This window comes from Streptomyces sp. NPDC055966, from assembly GCF_042269865.1.
In the GTDB taxonomy this organism is placed as follows: Bacteria; Actinomycetota; Actinomycetes; order Streptomycetales; family Streptomycetaceae; genus Streptomyces.
The window spans coordinates 130,765-149,850 of sequence record NZ_JBHJYK010000014.1 but is presented as its reverse complement, the minus strand read 5'-3'; the positions used below and the strand labels follow the sequence as shown (position 1 = coordinate 149,850).

Below are 19,086 nucleotides of genomic sequence, written 5' to 3'. Positions count from 1 at the left end.
GGGGGAACGGGTATCGAGGTCGCGGAACAGCCCGGGACTGCGGGTTATTCGGCGGCTTCGGACCGTATGTGGTCAACCCCCGATCTGAATGCCCGCCATCCTCTTCCACTCGTACGGGCCCGTCTTCACCTTGGCCGCGAATTCGCCGTCGAAGGACTCGTGGACGGTGATGCCGGACTTCTCGACGGCCTTCTCGGCGATCTCGGTGCTGGGGGCCACCAGGTCGCCCCAGCCGCCGTCCTCGCCGACGAGGACGATGCGGGCGCCGCGTTCGCCGATGTGGGCCACCTGGCCCTCGGCCCCGCCGTGTGCCTTGGCGAAGGCGCTGATCTGGTGGGCGAGCCGGGACACCTTGCGCTCGGCCCGCGCGTCAACCTGCTGCGTGTCTGCCATGACCCCGATGCTACTCACGAGTAGATCGACTGGCGAGAGCAGGCCGTTGTGACGTGCGTCAGCGCAGGAAGGGGTCCACCGCGACCGCGACGAAGAGGATCGACACGTAGGTGATCGACCAGTGGAAGAGCCGCATCTCCTTCAGCTTCCCGCCGGTGACCTCGGCCTTCGCCCGGTTCTGCAGGCCGTGCGCCTCCCAGAGCCAGAAGCCGCCGGCCGCGAGGGCGACCACCGTGTAGAACCAGCCGGTGTAGCCGAGCGGGGTCAGCAGGAGGGAGACGGCGACCATCACCCAGCTGTAGATGACGATCTGCCGGGCGACGACCTTGTTGGACGCGATGACGGGGAGCATCGGCACGCCCACGCGCGCGTAGTCCTCCTTGACCTTCATGGACAGCGGCCAGTAGTGCGGCGGGGTCCAGAAGAACATGACGAGGAAGAGGATGACCGGCGCCCAGGACATCGAGTTCGTGACCGAGGACCAGCCGATCAGCACCGGCAGGCAGCCGGCGATGCCGCCCCACACGATGTTCTGCGACGTGCGCCGCTTGAGGATCATCGTGTAGACGACGACGTAGAAGAGGAGTGCGCCGAGGGAGAGCCAGGCGCTCAGCCAGTTGACGGTGAGCCCGAACAGCAGCGTCGAGACGACCGCCAGGGTGATGCCGAAGGCGAGGCACTCGCGCGGGCTGACCATGCCGGTCACCAGCGGCCGCTGCGAGGTGCGGTCCATCAGGGCGTCGATGTCGCGGTCGATGTACATGTTCAGCGCGTTGGCGCCGCCCGCCGACAGGTAGCCGCCGACGCAGGTGAGCAGGACCAGACCGAGGTCCGGCACGCCCTTCTGCGCCAGGAACATCACCGGAACGGTGGTGATGAGCAGCAGCTCGATGATCCTCGGCTTGGTCAGAGCCACGAACGCCTTGACACGGGCCCCGAACGGCCGGTGAACCGGGCCCTGGCTCGCACCACCCAGCACGCCCGCTGGACGTGATTCGACGGCCGTCACGCACACCCCTGACAGAGACATCCCAGCAAGCCTCCCCCTGTGAAGTCCCGGTAAAGGCTCGCGCGTACCACGCCACTTTAGACGTTGCCCATACCCCGACCTTCGCGGGGGTGGGGTCGTGTTGGCGGCCCCGCATGAGAGGCCTCCCGGAGGCCCCCCATAAGAGGGGACCCACCCCTCGATTGAGCGCTCAGATGACCGGCTCCGTATTCATGTGCCAAATGCCGTCTCGGCCAGTCGGGAGGCGGATCGCACGGACTCCCGGCAGTCTGGAATGAGTCGAAAAAACGCACGTCTTCGCGAGGGTAGGCTCGACAGCGTCCGGTGGGCGGCAAGCCCGCCGGAAGCCGGGTGGGCGCATGCCCCGACAGACCGGCGACCGACATGTGGAGAGGAGCCCTGACCCAGGGTGAGCACCAAGCCGACCACCACAGACCTTGAGTGGACCGAGCTGGACCAGCGGGCCGTCGACACCGCCCGTGTCCTGGCCGCCGACGCCGTACAGAAGGTCGGCAACGGCCATCCCGGTACGGCGATGAGCCTGGCTCCGGCCGCGTACACCCTCTTCCAGAAGGTGATGCGGCACGACCCGGCCGACCCCGAATGGGTCGGACGCGACCGTTTCGTGCTGTCCGCCGGCCACTCGTCCCTGACCCTCTACACCCAGCTGTACCTGGCCGGCTTCGGCCTGGAGCTGGACGATCTGAAGGCCTTCAGGACGTGGGGTTCCAAGACCCCGGGCCACCCGGAGTACGGGCACACCAAGGGCGTGGAGACCACGACCGGTCCGCTGGGCCAGGGTGTCGCCAACGCGGTGGGCATGGCGATGGCCGCCCGCTACGAGCGCGGTCTGTTCGACCCCGAGGCGCCGCAGGGCGAGTCCCCGTTCGACCACTTCGTCTACTGCATCGCCGGTGACGGCTGCCTCCAGGAGGGCATCTCCGCCGAGGCGTCCTCGCTGGCCGGCCACCAGAAGCTCGGCAACCTGATCCTGCTGTGGGACGACAACCACATCTCGATCGAGGGCGACACCGAGACGGCCGTGTCCGAGGACACCGTGAAGCGGTACGAGGCCTACGGCTGGCACGTGCAGCGCGTGGAGGCCCAGGACAACGGCGACCTGGACCCGGCCGCCATCTACGACGCGGTCCAGAAGGCCAAGGCCGTCACCGACCGGCCGTCGTTCATCGCGATGCGTTCGATCATCGCCTGGCCGGCCCCGAACGCGCAGAACACCGAGGCCGCGCACGGCTCGGCGCTGGGCGACGAGGAGGTCGCGGCCACCAAGCGCGTCCTCGGCTTCGACCCCGAGAAGAGCTTCGAGGTCGCGGACGAGGTCATCGCCCACACCCGCAAGGCGCTGGAGCGCGGCGCGCAGGCGAAGGCCGAGTGGGAGAAGTCGCTCCAGGTGTGGCGCGACGACAACGCCGAGCGGGCCGCCGAGTTCGACCGCATCAGCAAGGGCGAACTGCCCGCCGGCTGGGAGGACAAGCTCCCGGTCTTCGAGCCCGGCAAGGGCGTCGCGACGCGTGCCGCGTCCGGCAAGGTGCTCCAGGCGCTCGGCGCGGTCGTCCCCGAGCTGTGGGGCGGCTCCGCCGACCTCGCGGGGTCGAACAACACGACCATCGACAAGGACAGCTCGTTCCTGCCCGAGGGCAACCCGCTGCCGGAGGCCAACCCCTACGGCCGCACCGTCCACTACGGCATCCGCGAGCACTCCATGGGCGCCGAGATGAACGGCATCGCCCTGCACGGCAACACCCGTATCTACGGCGGCACGTTCCTCGTCTTCTCCGACTACATGCGCAACGCCGTGCGTCTGTCGGCGCTGATGCACCTGCCGGTGACGTTCGTGTGGACGCACGACTCGATCGGCCTCGGCGAGGACGGCCCGACCCACCAGCCGGTCGAGCACCTGGCCTCGCTGCGCGCCATCCCGGGCCTGAACGTCGTCCGCCCGGCCGACGCCAACGAGACCGCGATCGCGTGGCGCGAGATCCTGGGGCGCTACACCAAGGAGTTCGGCAAGGGACAGCCGCACGGCTTCGCCCTCACCCGCCAGGGCGTGCCGACGTACGAGCCCAACGAGGATGCGGCGAAGGGTGGTTACGTCCTCTTCGAGGCGGACGGTGGCACCCCGCAGGTGATCCTGATCGCCACCGGTTCCGAGGTGCACGTGGCCGTCGAGGCGCGTGAGCAGCTCCAGGCCGACGGTGTCCCCACGCGCGTGGTGTCGATGCCGTCCGTGGAGTGGTTCGAGGAGCAGGACCAGGCGTACAAGGACTCCGTCCTGCCGCCGTCGGTCAGGGCCCGCGTGTCGGTCGAGGCGGGTATCGGTCTCACGTGGCACAAGTACGTCGGGGACGCCGGCCGCATCGTTTCCCTGGAGCACTTCGGTGCTTCCGCCGACGGCAAGGTGCTCTTCCGCGAGTTCGGCTTCACGCCTGAGAACGTGGCCGCCAAGGCCCGGGAATCCCTCGCCGCCGCCCAGCGCTGACGCTCATATACGACACGTAGGAGATGTAATTCCATGACAGACGCACTCAAGCGCCTCTCCGAGGAAGGCGTCGCGATCTGGCTGGACGACCTGTCGCGCAAGCGGATCACGTCCGGCAACCTCGCCGAGCTGATCGACCAGCAGCACGTCGTGGGCGTCACCACCAACCCGACGATCTTCCAGAAGGCGATCAGCGGCGGCGACGGCTACGAGCAGCAGCTCACGGATCTCGCCGCCCGCAAGGTCACCGTCGACGAGGCCATCCGCATGATCACGACGGCGGACGTCCGTGACGCCGCCGACATCCTGCGCCCGGTCTTCGACGCCACCGACGGCCAGGACGGCCGGGTCTCCATCGAGGTCGACCCCCGTCTGGCCCACCACACCAGGGCGACGGTCGCCGAGGCCAAGCAGCTGGCCTGGCTGGTGGACCGCCCCAACACCCTGATCAAGATCCCGGCCACCAAGGCGGGTCTGCCGGCGATCGCCGAGGTCATCGGCCTCGGCATCAGCGTCAACGTGACGCTGATCTTCTCGCTGGAACGCTACCGCGCGGTGATGGACGCCTACCTCACCGGTCTGGAGAAGGCGAAGGAGCGCGGCCTCGACCTGTCGCTCATCCGCTCCGTGGCGTCGTTCTTCGTGTCCCGTGTGGACACCGAGATCGACAAGCGGCTGGACGGCATCGGCACCGACGAGGCCAAGGCGCTGCGCGGCAAGGCCGCCGTCGCCAACGCGCGCCTCGCCTACCAGGCGTACGAGGAGGTCTTCTCCTCCGACCGCTGGCAGGCGCTGGAGAACGCGGGCGCCCGCAAGCAGCGTCCGCTGTGGGCGTCGACCGGCGTGAAGGACCCGGCGTACCAGGACACGATGTACGTCACCGACCTGGTCGCGCCGAACACGGTCAACACCATGCCGGAGGCCACCCTGGAGGCCACCGAGGACCACGGTGAGATCACCGGCGACACCATCACCGGCACCTACGAGCAGGCCCGCGCCGACCTCGATGCGCTGGAGAAGCTCGGGATCTCGTACGACGACGTGGTCCAGGTGCTGGAGGACGAGGGCGTCGAGAAGTTCGAGGCGTCCTGGATCGACCTGCTGAAGTCGACCGAGGCGGAGCTCAAGCGCCTCACCCCCTCGGAGGGCTGATTTGTCACCCCTCGTCGGATCCGGAGCGAACCCGCTTCGTGACCCCGCCGACCGACGGCTCCCGCGTATCGCGGGGCCGTCGGGCCTGGTGATCTTCGGCGTCACGGGCGACCTGTCGCGCAAGAAGCTGATGCCCGCGGTGTACGACCTCGCCAACCGGGGTCTGCTGCCGCCGGGCTTCTCGCTGGTGGGCTTCGCCCGCCGCGAGTGGGAGAACGAGGACTTCGCCCAGGAGGTCCACGACGCCGTCAAGGCGCACGCCCGCACGCCGTTCCGTGAGGAGGTCTGGCAGCAGCTCATCCAGGGGATGCGCTTCGTCCAGGGCACCTTCGACGACGACGACGCCTTCGAGCGGCTGCGCGCCACCATCGAGGAGCTGGACAAGGCACAGGGCACGGGCGGCAACTTCGCCTTCTACCTGTCGGTACCGCCGCGCTCCTTCCCGGTGGTCATCCAGCAGCTGAAGAAGCACGGGCTGGCCGACCAGTCGGGCGGTTCCTGGCGGCGCGCCGTCATCGAGAAGCCCTTCGGCCACGACCTGAAGTCGGCCGAGGAGCTGAACAAGGTCGTGCACGAGGTGTTCGAGCCGGACCAGGTGTTCCGGATCGACCACTACCTCGGCAAGGAGACCGTCCAGAACATCCTGGCGCTGCGCTTCGCCAACACGATGTTCGAGCCGATCTGGAACCGGTCCTTCGTGGACCACGTGCAGATCACCATGGCCGAGGACATCGGCATCGGCGGCCGCGCCGGCTACTACGACGGCATCGGCGCCGCCCGTGACGTCATCCAGAACCACCTCCTCCAGCTCATGGCGCTCACCGCCATGGAGGAGCCCGCCTCCTTCGGCGCGGACGCGCTGGCCGCCGAGAAGGAGAAGGTGCTCGGCGCCGTACGGCTGCCGAAGGACCTGGGCGCCTCGACCGTGCGCGGGCAGTACGCGGGCGGCTGGCAGGGCGGCGAGAAGGTCATCGGCTACCTCGAAGAGGACGGCATCGACGCCAAGTCGAAGACCGACACCTACGCCGCGATCAAGCTGGAGGTCGACAACCGCCGCTGGGCGGGCGTCCCCTTCTATCTGCGTACCGGCAAGCGCCTGGGCCGCCGGGTCACCGAGATCGCGGTGGTCTTCCAGCGGGCCCCGCACTCCCCCTTCGACCACACGGCGACGGAGGAGCTGGGCCAGAACGCGATCGTCATCCGTGTCCAGCCCGACGAGGGCATCACGGTCCGCTTCGGCTCCAAGGTGCCGGGCACCTCGATGGAGATCCGGGACGTGTCGATGGACTTCGCCTACGGCGAGTCGTTCACCGAGTCGAGCCCGGAGGCGTACGAGCGCCTGATCCTGGACGTGCTGCTGGGCGACGCCAACCTCTTCCCGCGCACGGAGGAGGTCGAGCTGTCCTGGAAGATCCTCGACCCGATCGAGCAGTACTGGGACAAGCACGGCAGGCCCGCGCAGTACCCGTCGGGCACGTGGGGCCCCGCCGAGGCGGACGAGATGCTCGCACGAGACGGACGGAGCTGGCGGCGGCCATGAAGATAGACCTGACCGACACCACCGCCGGCGACATCAACAAGGCGCTCGTCCGGGGCCGCCGGGCCATCGGCACGCCGGCCGTGGGCATGGTCCTGACCCTCGTCATCGTGACCGACGAGGAGAACGCCTACGACGCGCTGAAGGCCGCGGGCGACGCGTCGCGCGAGCATCCCTCGCGCACGCTCGTGGTCATCAAGCGGGTTTCCCGCACCCCGCGCGACCGTACGACGTCCCGGCTGGACGCCGAGGTGCGGGTGGGCGCGGACGCGGGTACCGGCGAGACGGTCGTCCTGCGGCTGTACGGCGAGGTGTCCGACCACGCCGACTCGGTCGTGCTGCCGCTGCTGCTGCCGGACGCCCCGGTCGTGGTGTGGTGGCCGGTGAACGCCCCGGTGGACCCGGCGAAGGACCCGCTGGGCGCGCTCGCCCAGCGCCGGGTCACCGACACCTATACCGCCGAGCAGCCGGTGCGGGAGCTGTCGGCCCGCGCCGAGGCCTACACGCCCGGCGACACCGACCTGTCCTGGACCCGGATCACGCCGTGGCGCTCGATGCTCGCGGCGGCCCTGGACCAGGTCACCTGCGAGGTGCGGGGCGTCGAGGTGGAGGGCGAGGAGTTCAACCCGAGCTGTGAGCTGCTGGCGATGTGGCTCGCGAACCGGCTGGACGTCCCCGTCCGGCGCTCCCTGTCCTCCGGCCCCGGTCTGACGGCCGTGCGCATGGAGACCACCTGCGGCCCGATCGTGCTGGACCGCGCGGACGGTTCGCTGGCCACGCTGGCCATCGAGGGCCAGCCGGCCCGCGCGGTGGCGCTGAAGCGGCGGGAGACCGCCGAGCTGATCGCGGAGGAGCTGCGCCGGCTCGACCCGGACGACACCTACGCGTCGGCGCTGCGCTACGGCGTGGAGCGGCTGAACACGGCGCCGGAACCCACGGCTTCCGAGCCGGAGGCCGCCGAGGCGCCCGCGCCCGCGAAGAAGGCGGCGGCCAAGACCGCCAAGAAGGCCCCGGCACGGAAGGCGGCGGCGAAGTGAGCACTCCGCAGCTGGTCGTCCACCGCGACAAGGAGCTGATGGCGCAGGCCGCCGCGGCCCGTCTGATCACGAAGATCGTGGACGCGCAGGCCTCCCGGGGCACCGCGTCCGTGGTCCTCACCGGTGGCCGCAACGGCAACGGCCTGCTGGCCGCGCTGGCGGCGGCGCCCGCGCGGGACGCCATCGACTGGGGCCGGCTCGACCTGTGGTGGGGCGACGAGCGCTACCTCCCCGAGGGCGACCCCGAGCGCAATGTCACGCAGGCCCGCGAGGCGCTGCTGGACTCGGTACCGCTGGACCCGGAGCGCGTGCACGCCATGCCCGCCTCCGACGGCCCGTACGGCAGGGACGTCGAGGCGGCTGCGGAGGCGTACGCGGCGGAGCTGGCGAAGGCGTCCGGGCCGGAGAACCACGGCTCGGTGCCCACCTTCGACGTGCTCATGCTGGGCGTCGGCCCGGACACCCATGTGGCCTCGCTCTTCCCGGAGTTGCCGGCCGTACGGGAGACCGAGCGCACGGTGGTCGGCGTGCACGGCGCGCCCAAGCCGCCGCCGACCCGGATCAGTCTGACCCTGCCCGCGATCCGCGCGGCCCGCGAGGTGTGGCTGCTCGCGGCCGGTGCGGACAAGGCGGAGGCCGCGGCCATCGCCCTGTCGGGCGCGGGCGAGATCCAGGCTCCGGCGGCGGGCGCGTACGGGCGGCAGCGCACCCTGTGGCTGCTGGACTCCGCGGCGGCTTCGCAGCTGCCCCGGTCGCTGTATCCGCCGTCGTCGCCGTGACGACCGGCTGTGGGTAGGGGCGGCGGGGACCTCGGTCCCCGCCGCTTCTCATTTCACGGAACCCGCCATCACGCCCTGCACGAAGTGCCGCTGGAACGCGAAGAACACCACGACCGGAACGATCAGGGACAGGAACGCACCCGGGGCCAGGACGTCGATGTTGCTGCCGAACTGGCGTATCTGGGACTGGAGTTGAACGGTCAGCGGCTGGGACGAGCTGTCGGCGAAGAGCAGGGCGACCAGCATGTCGTTCCACACCCACAGGAACTGGAAGATGGCGAGCGAGGCGAGCGCCGGGCGCCCGACCGGCAGGACCAGCCGGGTGAAGATGCGCCATTCGCTGCCGCCGTCCATCCGTGCCGCCTCCAGCATCTCCTTCGGCATCTCCGCGAAGTAGTTCCGCAGCAGGAACACCGCGAAGGGCAGGCCGTAGGCGACGTGGAAGAGGACGACTCCGGGGATGGTGCCGAACAGGCCCAGCGCGCCGAAGAGTTTGGCCACCGGGAGCAGACCGATCTGCACCGGCACCACCAACAGGGCCACCACCAGCAGGAAGAGCGGTTCCCTGAGCGGGAAGTCCAGCCAGGCGAAGGCGTATCCGGCGAGGGCCGCGATGACGACGACCAGGGTGGTCGCCGGCACCGAGATCAGCACCGTGTTCCAGAAGGCCTGGGTGATGCCGGAGTTCTTCAGCAGCGCCGTGTAGTTGTCGAAGGACAGCCGGCCGGGACTCGTCAGGGCCGTCCACCAGCCGCCCTTGGCGCTGTCCTCGGACGATCGCAGCGAGGACACGAACAGTCCCGCCAGCGGGGTCAGCCAGACCAGGCCGATCACCACCAGGAAGGCCTGCACGAGGCCGTTGCCGAGCCCCCTCCTGACCGCGTTCATCGCTGACTCCTTCTGAATCGGCGGACGTTGAAGACCATCGCGGGGATGACCAGGAGCAGCAGGAGCACGCCGAGGGCACTGCCGAGGCCCTGGTTGTTGCCGCCGCCGAAGGACACGAGCCACATCTGGGTCGCGAGGACGGTGGCGTCCTCCTGCACCGGTCCGGGCGCGATGATGTAGACGAGGTCGAAGACCTTCATCACATTGATCACCAGGGTCACGAAGACCACGGTCAGCACGGGGGCCAGCAGCGGCACGGTGATGCGGCGGAAGATCTGCCACTCGTTCGCGCCGTCCATCCGGGCCGCCTCCAGCGCGTCCCGGGGCAGGGTGGAGAGCCCCGCGCCGATCAGCACCATCGCGAAGCCGGTCCAGATCCACAGGTACGCGCCGATGATCGCCGGGGTGACGAGGGCCGGGCCCAGCCAGGAGACGCCCTGGTAGGGCTGGGCGAAGTTGGACTGCGGCAGCCGCACCGTGTACGACCCGGCGGCGAGCCCGGGCAGGCGGAAGGAGCCGTCGGCCGCGGTGGTCGCGCTCGCGACCGCCTTGCCGTCGCGCACCGCCTGGACCGTCATCCCGGGCAGGCCGCTCTCCTTCGGGTCGACCTTGCCCTGCCGGCCGCCCCCGCCGGGGGTGAAGTCCAGGTAGACGACTCCGCGCAGTTCGCCCGGGGCCGCCTGCTTCGCGGCGGCCGGGTACGCGGGCGCGGCGTTCTTCGGCAGGTCCCCCGGCAGCACGCCGACCATCGGGAGCGTCACGGACTCGCCCGCCCGGGCCGTCGTCCGCCAGGAGCCGTCGCGGTCCTCGGTCAGCAGACCCGCGCGCCCGCGGGCCGTCGGGTAGGCCGACGTGCTCCGGAAGGCGTCGTGGACGGAGACGACGGCCGCGTTGAGCACGCCCTTGTTCGGGTCCTCGTCGTAGGCGAGGCGGAAGACGATGCCGGCGGCGAGGAAGGACACCGCCATCGGCATGAAGAGCAGGAGCTTGAAGGCGGTGGCCCAGCGGACCTTCTCCACCAGCACGGCCAGGATCAGGCCGAGCCCGGTCAGCAGGGCCGGGGCCACGACGACCCAGATCGCGGTGTTGCGGATGGCCTTCAGGGTGGCCGGGTCGCGGAACATCCCGGTGTAGTTGCCGGCGCCGACGAAGCGGGTGCCGGAGGCGTCGAAGAAGCTGCGGCCGACGGAGAACAGCACCGGGTAGACGACGAGCGCGCCGAGCAGGAGCAGCGCCGGGAAGACGAAGAGCAGGGCGATCAGCCGGGCGCGCCGCCGGCCGCGGCGCCCGCGCGCCGGGCCGGCGGCCCGCGGGCCCGCCTGCTGTTTCACGAGGGTGGTGGCGGTCATGTGCGGTCGCCGCTCAGTTCCCGTAGGCCTTGGCCGCGGCGGACTCCAGCTGCGCCGCGGTCGCCTTCGGGTCCGAGGGGTCGCGCAGGAAGTCCTGGAGCAGCTTCCACTCCCCCGCGCCCTTGGTGCCGCCGAAAGCGGCGGGCGCCTGGTCGGACATGTCGAAGCGGACCGAGTCGCCCGCGCCGACGAGGGACTTGGCGGTGGCGCGGGTGACGTCGTCGGCGTACGAGGCGGGGTCGAGTTTCCTGTTCGGGGACAGGAAGCCGCCCGCCTTCGCCCAGACGGCCGCCGCCTCGGGGGTGGCGAGGTACTCCAGCAGCTTCATGCCGGCCGTGGCGTTCTTGGCGTCTTTGAGGACGACCGCCGCGTCGCCGCCGCTGACGACCGGTGCCGTGCCGCCGTCGACCGCGGGGAAGGGGAAGAAGTCCGCGTCCTTGCCGATGCTCTTCCCGAACTGGTCGTGGGCGACGCCGGCCACGAAGTCGCCCTCGTAGACCATGCCGGCCTCGGGCTTGGGTCCGAACACCTTCTCCACCGAGCCGGGGAAGTCCGTGTTCAGTGCCTCCTTCTGGCCGCCCGCGACGAGCTGCTTGTCCTTGAAGAGCGTGCCGAGGGTGGTGAGCGCCCTGACGACGGAGGGGTCGGTCCACTTGAGCTGGTGGGTGGCGAGGGCGTCGTACTTCCGGGGTCCGGCCTGGGAGAGGTAGACGTTCTCGAACCAGTCGGTGAGGGTCCAGCCGTCCTCGCCGCCGACGGCGAAGGCGGCGAGCCCTGAGTCGGAGATCGTGTGCCCGTCCTTGAGCATCTCGTCGTACGTCCTCGGCGGCTTGACGCCGGCCTGGGCGAGCGCGCCGGGGCTGTACCACACGGTGGACTTGTGGGCGGCCTTGAAGTAGAGGCCGTACAGGGTGCCGCCGACGCTGCCGTAGTTCTGCCACACGGGCGCGTAGTCGGCGGTGATCGTCTGCCGGGCCGTCGGCGACAGCGGCTTGAGCCAGCCCTTCTTGGCGAACTGCTGGAGCACGCCGACCTGCGGGACCATCACGACGTCGGGTGCGTTGCCGCCCTCGATCTTGCTGCCGACGACGGTGGAGACGTTGTCGCCGGTGGAGACGAACTGGGTCTTGGCGCCGGTCTTCGCGGTGAACGCGTCCAGCACCTTCTGGAAGTTCTTCTGTTCGGCTCCGGACCAGACACCGGCCACGGTGACGGTCTGGCCGCTGAGCGCCTTGTCGCCGCCGCCGGCCGCGACCGGTCCGCCGCCGCAGGCGGTGGCGCCGAGCGCGAGGGCGAGGGCGGTACAGCTGGTGAGCAGGGTCGTACGTCGTCGCATCATCGTTGACGGGCCTTTCGTGCGGGGAAGTCGGCGAAGGATCTACAGGTCGTTCAGCCACCAGGCGGCCGTGGAGCCGGGCAGGACGCCGGGCGGGCAGGGGCCGCTGGACAGCAGAGGGGTGCCGGAGACCGGCGCGGGCACGGGGGCGGTGGTGAAGTTGACGGCGCAGACGAGGTCGTCGCCGCGGGCGAAGGCGAGGACGCCGGGCGGGGTGTCCAGCCAGCGCAGGGTTCCCTCGCCCAACTGGGGCAGTGAGCGCCGCAGTTGGAGGCCGTCGCGGTACAGGTGCCAGAAGGAGCGGGTGTCGGCGAGGGCGCGGTCGGTGGCGTAGGCGGCGAAGTAGTCCGGCTGCGGCAGCCAGGGTTTGGCGGACTCGGCGCCGGAGGTGAAGCCGAACGGCGAGGCCTGCCCGGACCAGGGCAGCGGCACCCGGCAGCCGTCGCGGATGCGGGCGCGGCTGCCGGTGCGGCGGAAGATCGGGTCGGTGAGCACATCGTCGGGCAGGTCGACGACCTCGGGCAGTCCCAGTTCCTCGCCCTGGTAGATGTACGCGGCTCCGGGCAGCGCCAGCATCAGCAGCGCGGCGGCGCGGGCGCGGGCGGCGCCCAGGGGCTGCGTCGGAAGTGGCGTCGTCGTGGGGGTACCTCCCGCCGGAGCCGGGCGGAGCTCGGTTCGAGGGTGGGGGAGCGTGCTCTCGGCGTGCCGGGCGGAAGCACTCGTACTGGACGTACTTGGGCTTTCGCCCGGTGCGGCGAGTGGGGGCACCTCCCACGCCCTTGAGGCAGTGGGGGAGCGTGCAAGGAGTCGCCCGGCAGGCGCCACTTCCGACGCAGCCCCTGGACCGCTGCCTTCGGTGGCGGGTTCGCCGTAGCGGGTGACGGTGCGGACCTGGTCGTGGTTGTTGAGGACCCAGGTGACCGTGGAGCCGGTGCCGGCGATGTCCTGCATGGCCTCGGAGACGACCTTGCGGAAGGCGTCGGCGTCCCAGGGGGCGCCGAGCAGGTCGAAGAAGAAGGCCTGGTGGAGTTCGTCCGGGCGGACGTAGAGGGCGTGTTCGCGGGCGGTGGGCACGGAGACCTCGCCGACGAGGAGGCGTTCGCGGCCGTCGCGGGCCGTGTACTCCTCGCATGTCGCGCGCCACTGCCGCCACACCTCGTGCACCTCGGGCTGGTTCCAGGCGAGCGGGTTGACCGAGTCGCGGGTGCGGGCGTCGGCCTCGGGGTCGTCGGAGTCGGGCAGTTCGGGGTGCTTGAACAGGCCGGCGGCGACGTCGATGCGGAAGCCGTCCACGCCCCGGTCGAGCCAGAAGCGCAGGGTCCGGTCGAACTCGGCGGGGATCTCGGGATGACGCCAGTTCCAGTCCGGCTGTTCGGGCGTGAACATGTGCAGGTACCACTGGCCGTCGCCGACTCTGCTCCAGGCGGGGCCGCCGAACATGGCGTGCCAGTTGTTGGGCGGCTCGGCGCCACCCTGGCCGCGGCCGTCGGCGAAGTGGAAGCGGGCGCGGGCCGGGCTGCCGGGTGCGCCGTCCAGGGCCTCGCGGAACCAGGGGTGCTCGCTGGAGCAGTGGTTGGGGACGATGTCGAGGAGCACCTTGATGCCGAGCCGGTGGGCGGCCGTCATCAGCAGGTCGAACTCGGCGAGGTCACCGAAGAGCGGGTCGACTGCGCGGTAGTCGGCCACGTCGTAGCCGTGGTCGTGCTGCGGCGAGGGGTAGAACGGGCTCAGCCAGATGCCGTCGACGCCGAGCTTCTTCAGGTACGGCAGCCCCGCGCGGACCCCGGCGAGATCGCCGATGCCGTCGCCGGTGCTGTCCAGAAAGCTGCGGACGTAGACCTGGTAGATCACCGCGTCACGCCACCAGCCGTCGTACTTACTCAACATGCATGCATGTTAGGTAGGAGTCTCGCGAGGGTGTCAACGAAGTGAACGGAAACTACTGGCCAGTTGCCTGAAGATAATGGGGCAAATCGCCGCAATGAGCCGTCAGTCGTGATGACGGCGTTACCTAACAAGTAACTAGCGACGGGCGACGGCGTCGAGTTCGCCGGCCAGCCGGCGCACGGCCTGCTCGGGCGTCTCGCGGCCGGTCAGGGCGCTGTACACCACCGCCTGCACCACCAGGCTGACCTGGTCGTAGTGCGCGCTCTTGGGGCGCGGCGCGGCGGTGAGCACGGCGGTGCGCAGGGTCGGCAGATAGGGGAACCGCCGGATCAGCGCCGGATCCTGGTACAGCGCGGCGCGTACGGGCGGCAGCGCGCCCCGGACGAGCACCTGGCGCTGGACCTGCGCGCTGGTGAGGTAGGCGATCAGGCGCGCGGCGGAATCGGGGTGCCGGGCATGGGAGTTGACCGCGAGATTGGAGCCGCCGAGGACGCTGGTCCCCGGCCCGTCGGGGCCGGGCAGGGGTACGGCGCCGATCTTCCCGGCGACCCGGGAGCCCTTGGCGGAGGCGACGGCGTAGGCGTAGGGCCAGTTGCGCAGGAAGAGCAGCCTGCCGTCCTGGAAGGCCTGCTTGGACTCCTCCTCCTTCCAGGTCAGCGCCGCCTTCGGGATCCAGCCCTCACGGACCCCGCGGGCGAGGAAGCCGATGCCCTCGCGGGCGGCGGCCGAGTCGACGGTGACCCGGGTGCCCTCGTCGCCGAGGATGGTGCCGCCCGCCGAGTACACGGCCTCGGCCGCGTTGACGGTGAGGCCCTCGTAGGGCAGGAACTGGCCCGCGTAGCCGTCGAGCCCGTACTTCGGCGCGATGGTCCTCGCGTCGCGCTCCAGCTCGGCCCAGGTGCGCGGCGGCGGCACGCCCGCCTCGGCGAGGACGTCCTTGCGGTACAGCAGGAGCCCGGCGTTCGTGACGTACGGGACCGCGTACAGCCGTCCCTCGTAGGTGGCCGTGTTCACGACGGGCGGCAGGAAGCTCTTCAGCGGGAAGCGGTCCGGGGGCAGCGGGCGGATCCAGCCGGCCGCCGCGAACTCCGGGGTCCAGTTGACGTCGATGTTGAGGACGTCGAAGCGGCTGCGGTCGCCGCCGCGCAGATCGGTCGTCATCTGCGCATGGGTCTCGTCCGCGGAGTCCGGCAGCTCGACGAGGGTGACCTTCTCGCCGGGGTGGGTGCGGTTCCAGCCCTGGAGCAGCGGGCCGAGATAGCCGGTGAGGTCGCCGGCGGTGGCCAGGGTGAGCGGGCCGCGCCCCTCGTCCGTGCCCTCCTCGGCGCGGGCACCGGAGGTGACGTACCCGGCCGTGATCACGGCGAGAACGAGGAGGCCCCTACCGGCGGCGCGTATCCACCGCATAGGTTCCTCCCTGAACACGTACACACGGCTCCGGGCACCCTCGCCCTGGGAGTCAGAGGCCATGTATACCTGTTAGGTATGGGCGATACTAGGGCCTGGAGCACATTGTGAGCAGACAGGAGGACAGCACGAGTGCGCCTTGCCCTCCTGGCACTCCTCGCCCGCGGCCCCGCCCACGGCTACGAGCTGAAGCAGGACCTTGAGCAACTGCTCGGCTCCGCGTACCCTCAGCCCAACGTCGGCCAGATCTACGTCACCCTCGGCCGCCTGGAGAAGTCCGGGCTGATCGAGGGCGAGGACGTCGAGCAGTCCAGCCGGCCCAACAAGAAGGTCTACCACCTCACCGACGCCGGGCGGGAGGCGCTGCACGTCTGGTTCGAGGAGACCGAGGACGAGCCGCGGGTGCGGGACGAGTTCTTCATGAAGCTCGCCCTCGCCCCGCAGACCGGTCTCGCCGACCAGATCGCCCTCATCAACAAGCAGCGGCGCCAGTACCTCAACACCATGCGCAGCCTGTCGAAGCTGGCCGCGGCCGAGAACCGGGACAATCGAATCGCCCAGTTGCTGATCGAGGGCGCGATGCTGCATCTGCAGGCCGACCTCGACTGGCTGGAGCGGTGCCAGGAGGAACTGGAATGAGCGAGGACCGTGTTCCGGTGCTCCGCGCCGAGGGGCTGGTCAAGACACACCACGGCGAGGGCGCGCCCGCGCACGCCGTCCGCGGGGTCGACCTGAGCGTGGCCCGGGGCGAGTTCGTGGCGATCACCGGTCCGTCCGGCGCCGGGAAGTCGACACTGCTGCACCTGCTGGGCGGGCTCCAGCGGCCGGACGAGGGCAGCATCTGGCTGGACGGCCGGTGCACGGACTCGTTCGGCGAGGCGCGCTGGGCGGTGGAACGCCGCAAGGCCATCGGGATCGTCTTCCAGTTCTTCAACCTGGTCTCGAACCTGTCCGTCGCCGACAACGTCGAACTGCCCGCCCTGCTCGCCGGCACCCCGCCGAAGCAGGCCCGCGCCGAGCGCGAGGCGCTGCTGGCCGAGCTGGGCCTCGCGGGCAAGGAGCGCGGCATGCCGGGCGAGCTGTCCGGGGGTGAGCAGCAGCGGGTCGCCCTCGCCCGGGCCCTGGTCAACCATCCGCCGCTGCTGCTGGCCGACGAGCCCGCGGGCAGCCTGGACAGCAAGGGCACCCGCGAGGTGATGCGGCTGCTGTCCCGCTTCCACGCACGCGGCCAGACGATCGTGCTGGTCACCCATGACGCCCGGCTGGCGAGCGCCGCGGACCGGGTGATCAGCTTCTTCGACGGCCGGATAGTCGACGACGCCGCGCTGGACGGTGCGCCGCCGCGCCGCGCCGGCATCTCCGGCGTGCTGGAGCTGAAGGACTGACCGTGCTCGATCTCAGGGACGTGCGGGCCACCCTGCGCTGGGCGCACTCCGACCTGCGGACGCATCGCGGCGAGGCGCTGTTCCTCGTGCTGGCCACCGCCGGCATCGTCGCCTCGCTGCTGCTGGCCGCCGCCCTGTTCGGCTATGCGACCAACCCCTGGCAGCGGACCTTCGCCGAGGCGCGCGGGGCGCACGTGTGGATCCACACCGCGTCGTCCGCGGACACCGGCAGGCTCGCCCGGCTGGACGGCGTCGCGTCCGTCGCCGGCCCCTATCGCACCGAGTCCGTCGCCGTCGCCTCGCGCGGCGCCCGTGCCTCCGTGGAGCTGCGCGGCACCGCGCAGCTGCCCTCCGTCGGCCGGCCGCTGCTCACCGCCGGACACTGGCTGGATCCGGCCGAGCCGGACGGCGTGGTGCTGGAGAGCGGCCTCGCCCGTGCCCTGCTGGCCGAGCCCGGAGACACCCTCACGCTGCCCGGCACCCGTCGCACCCTGACCGTTGAGGGCATCGCCGACAGCGCCGAGCCGTCCTACAGCCCCGGCGAGCAGCCGGGCCTGGTCTGGGCCCGGCCGGCCGCGCTGCGGGCGCCCGGCGGCCAGGTCATCGGGCTGCGGCTCGGCGATCCGGCCGACACGGACTACGCGGTGCAGCGCGCCGTCACCGTGCTGGGCGCGGGCGCGGTCGGCGAGGTCTCCACCTGGCAGCAGGCCCGCGCCGCGGCACAGGGGGACAACCGCCTGCTCGGGCAGGTGCTCGGCCTGTTCGGACTCGGCGCGCTGATCGCCGCCGGACTCGCCGTGCACGGGGCGATCGCCACCCGGATCCGTGGCCATCTGCGCGACCTGTCGGTGCTGAAGGCGATCGGCTTCACCCCCGGCCAGGTCGTCCGGATCTTCCTGCTCCAGCACCTCGCCTACGCCCTGCTCGGCGCCGTGGCCGCCGCCGCCCTCACCCGGACGCTGGGCAGCCGGATCCCCGGGCGGCTCGGCGACGCCGTGGGCGTGTGGCAGGGGCTGCCCGGACACGCCATGGCGCTGTTGGCGGTGCCCCTCGGCGCGGTGCTGTTCATCGGCCTGACCACGGGCCTCGCGGCCTGGCGGGCCGGACGGGTGCCGCCGGTCCCGGTGCCGCGCCCGGCCGCGGCGACAGGCGGACGGCTCACCGGCCCGGCCCGGCGGGCGCTCGGAATGCGTCTGCCGGCCGCGCTGGTCCTCGGCTTTCACAAGCTGCTGACAGGGCGCGGACGCTCGCTGACCACCGTGGCCCGTCTCACCCTGCCGTTGCTGCTGATCGTGGTGGCGCTCAGCGCATGGACCACGATCGACCGGTTCCACACCGACCCGGCCCGGGTCGGTCTGCCCACCTCGCTCACGGTCCGCACGGACGGCACACCGGCGCCGGCGGACCTGCGGTCCCTGCTGGCCGGCGACTCCCGCGTCGCCGCCGTCTATCCGGGCGTCGAACTGGCCGCGCTGGTACCCGGGCAGACCGCGACCATCGCCCTGCGCGGTCTCGGCACCGACGCCCGCCCCTACCCCTACGCCCTCGCCGAGGGCCGGGCCGCGCACGGACCGGACGAGGCGGTGGCCGGGCAGGGGCTGCTGGACCTGCTGCACGCGCGGGTCGGCGACTGGGTACGGATGACGGTCGGCGACCGGCCGCAGATCCTGCACATCGTCGGCCGCAGCATCGAACCGCAGAACGCCGGCCGGGTCGTGACGGCCTCCCTGGACACCCTCCGCGAGAACGACCCGCAACTGGCCCCGGCCTTCTACGAGCTGCGGCTGCGCCCGGACGCCGACCCGCACCGGGTGGCCGCCGCGCTCACCGCCGCCGGCCGGGGCCACCTGGACGTGCACGCCGTGACCAACCCGGCCGACGGGCTATCCCCGCTGCGCGCGGTCGTCGCCGGGCTGATCGCCGTACTCGCCCTCATCGGGCTGGTGGAACTGCTGACCGCGATCGGCGGCAGCGTCCGCGAGGGCGAGCGCGACGTGCTCGCCTTCAAGGCGATCGGCATGTCCCCGCGGCAGATCACCGCGATCACCGTCACGGCCACGAGCGCCACGGCCCTGGCCGCGACGCTCACCGCCACGGCCCTCGGCCTGCCACTGGCCCGCCGGCTCATCGACGCCCAGGGCGCCTCCAGCGGAATCGGCGCGGGGATCGCCCGCTTTCCCTCCCCCGGACTGCTGCTCGCGCTGGGCACGGCCACCGTCCTGGGAGCAGCCGGACTCGCCGCACTCCCCGCCACCCGCACGGCACGCCGACGACTCGCGGACACGCTGAGCGCGGTGGCCTGAGCCGGCGCCCGGTCCTGCGCGGACCCGGCGATCACCGGGGGCGCACGGGAGCCGGGCGACCGCGGCGCGGTCGGCTCCCGTGCGTACCGGGTCGGCTGTGTGTAGCCGGTTCAGCTGTGTGGGCCTG

The 19,086-nt window shown here is 71.3% G+C and carries 15 protein-coding genes; 8 read left to right on the top strand and 7 right to left on the bottom strand.

The annotated features are described in order from the left end of the window. Positions 1-72 precede the first annotated feature (72 nt). Positions 73-393: a hypothetical protein gene (locus tag ACFC8N_RS28125; protein WP_158919707.1), complete on the bottom strand. Its 321-nt coding sequence runs from the start codon at positions 391-393 to the stop codon at positions 73-75. 58 nt (positions 394-451) lie between these two features. Beyond that, positions 452-1,408, bottom strand: a complete 957-nt coding sequence (locus ACFC8N_RS28120; protein WP_356036477.1) for a heme o synthase — start codon at positions 1,406-1,408, stop codon at positions 452-454. 403 nt (positions 1,409-1,811) lie between these two features. Between ACFC8N_RS28120 and tkt the strand changes: the two genes are divergently transcribed. Genes tkt through pgl form a run of 5 tightly spaced genes read left to right on the top strand, consistent with a single transcriptional unit; the run spans position 1,812 to position 8,404 of the window. Next, positions 1,812-3,899: a transketolase gene (gene tkt, locus ACFC8N_RS28115; protein WP_356036403.1), complete on the top strand. Its 2,088-nt coding sequence runs from the start codon at positions 1,812-1,814 to the stop codon at positions 3,897-3,899. 33 nt (positions 3,900-3,932) lie between these two features. Continuing rightward, on the top strand, positions 3,933-5,051 hold the full coding sequence (tal, locus tag ACFC8N_RS28110; protein WP_362819004.1) for a transaldolase: 1,119 nt from the start codon (positions 3,933-3,935) through the stop codon (positions 5,049-5,051). A 1-nt stretch (position 5,052) separates the two neighbouring features. Beyond that, positions 5,053-6,591 carry a glucose-6-phosphate dehydrogenase gene (gene zwf, locus ACFC8N_RS28105; protein ID WP_356036398.1) on the top strand — a complete coding sequence of 513 codons (1,539 nt, stop codon included), beginning with the start codon at positions 5,053-5,055 and terminating at the stop codon, positions 6,589-6,591. Then, on the top strand, positions 6,588-7,625 hold the full coding sequence (gene opcA / locus ACFC8N_RS28100; RefSeq protein ID WP_356036395.1) for a glucose-6-phosphate dehydrogenase assembly protein OpcA: 1,038 nt from the start codon (positions 6,588-6,590) through the stop codon (positions 7,623-7,625). The genes zwf and opcA overlap by 4 nt, the downstream gene beginning before the upstream one ends. Next, positions 7,622-8,404 carry a 6-phosphogluconolactonase gene (gene pgl / locus ACFC8N_RS28095; RefSeq protein ID WP_362819009.1) on the top strand — a complete coding sequence of 261 codons (783 nt, stop codon included), beginning with the start codon at positions 7,622-7,624 and terminating at the stop codon, positions 8,402-8,404. Before opcA ends, pgl begins: the two co-directional genes overlap by 4 nt. A gap of 48 nt (positions 8,405-8,452) precedes the next feature. Here the strand turns inward: pgl and ACFC8N_RS28090 are convergent, their stop codons facing one another. The 5 genes from ACFC8N_RS28090 to ACFC8N_RS28070 all read right to left on the bottom strand — a co-directional run bounded on the left by ACFC8N_RS28090 (position 8,453) and on the right by ACFC8N_RS28070 (position 15,271). After that, positions 8,453-9,292, bottom strand: a complete 840-nt coding sequence (locus ACFC8N_RS28090; RefSeq protein ID WP_356021339.1) for a carbohydrate ABC transporter permease — start codon at positions 9,290-9,292, stop codon at positions 8,453-8,455. After that, positions 9,289-10,641 (bottom strand): ABC transporter permease subunit, encoded by a 1,353-nt coding sequence (locus tag ACFC8N_RS28085; RefSeq protein WP_356021337.1) that lies wholly within the window; start codon positions 10,639-10,641, stop codon positions 9,289-9,291. Before ACFC8N_RS28085 ends, ACFC8N_RS28090 begins: the two co-directional genes overlap by 4 nt. 13 nt (positions 10,642-10,654) lie before the next feature. Continuing rightward, entirely contained in the window at positions 10,655-11,980 is a 1,326-nt protein-coding gene (locus ACFC8N_RS28080; protein ID WP_376290834.1) for an ABC transporter substrate-binding protein, read from the bottom strand. 39 nt (positions 11,981-12,019) lie between these two features. After that, positions 12,020-13,864 (bottom strand): glycoside hydrolase family 13 protein, encoded by a 1,845-nt coding sequence (locus ACFC8N_RS28075; RefSeq protein WP_376290831.1) that lies wholly within the window; start codon positions 13,862-13,864, stop codon positions 12,020-12,022. A 135-nt stretch (positions 13,865-13,999) separates the two neighbouring features. Further along, complete coding sequence (locus tag ACFC8N_RS28070) at positions 14,000-15,271, bottom strand: ABC transporter substrate-binding protein (protein ID WP_376290829.1); 1,272 nt, start codon at positions 15,269-15,271, stop codon at positions 14,000-14,002. A gap of 132 nt (positions 15,272-15,403) precedes the next feature. On the opposite strand from ACFC8N_RS28070, the gene ACFC8N_RS28065 reads away from it, so the two are divergent. Genes ACFC8N_RS28065 through ACFC8N_RS28055 form a run of 3 tightly spaced genes read left to right on the top strand, consistent with a single transcriptional unit; the run spans position 15,404 to position 18,959 of the window. Further along, entirely contained in the window at positions 15,404-15,910 is a 507-nt protein-coding gene (locus tag ACFC8N_RS28065) for a PadR family transcriptional regulator (protein ID WP_356021327.1), read from the top strand. Continuing rightward, complete coding sequence (locus ACFC8N_RS28060) at positions 15,907-16,656, top strand: ABC transporter ATP-binding protein (RefSeq protein ID WP_362819016.1); 750 nt, start codon at positions 15,907-15,909, stop codon at positions 16,654-16,656. The genes ACFC8N_RS28065 and ACFC8N_RS28060 overlap by 4 nt, the downstream gene beginning before the upstream one ends. Positions 16,657-16,676: 20 nt before the next feature. Then, complete coding sequence (locus ACFC8N_RS28055) at positions 16,677-18,959, top strand: FtsX-like permease family protein (protein WP_376291006.1); 2,283 nt, start codon at positions 16,677-16,679, stop codon at positions 18,957-18,959. The last annotated feature ends 127 nt before the right edge of the window (positions 18,960-19,086 follow it).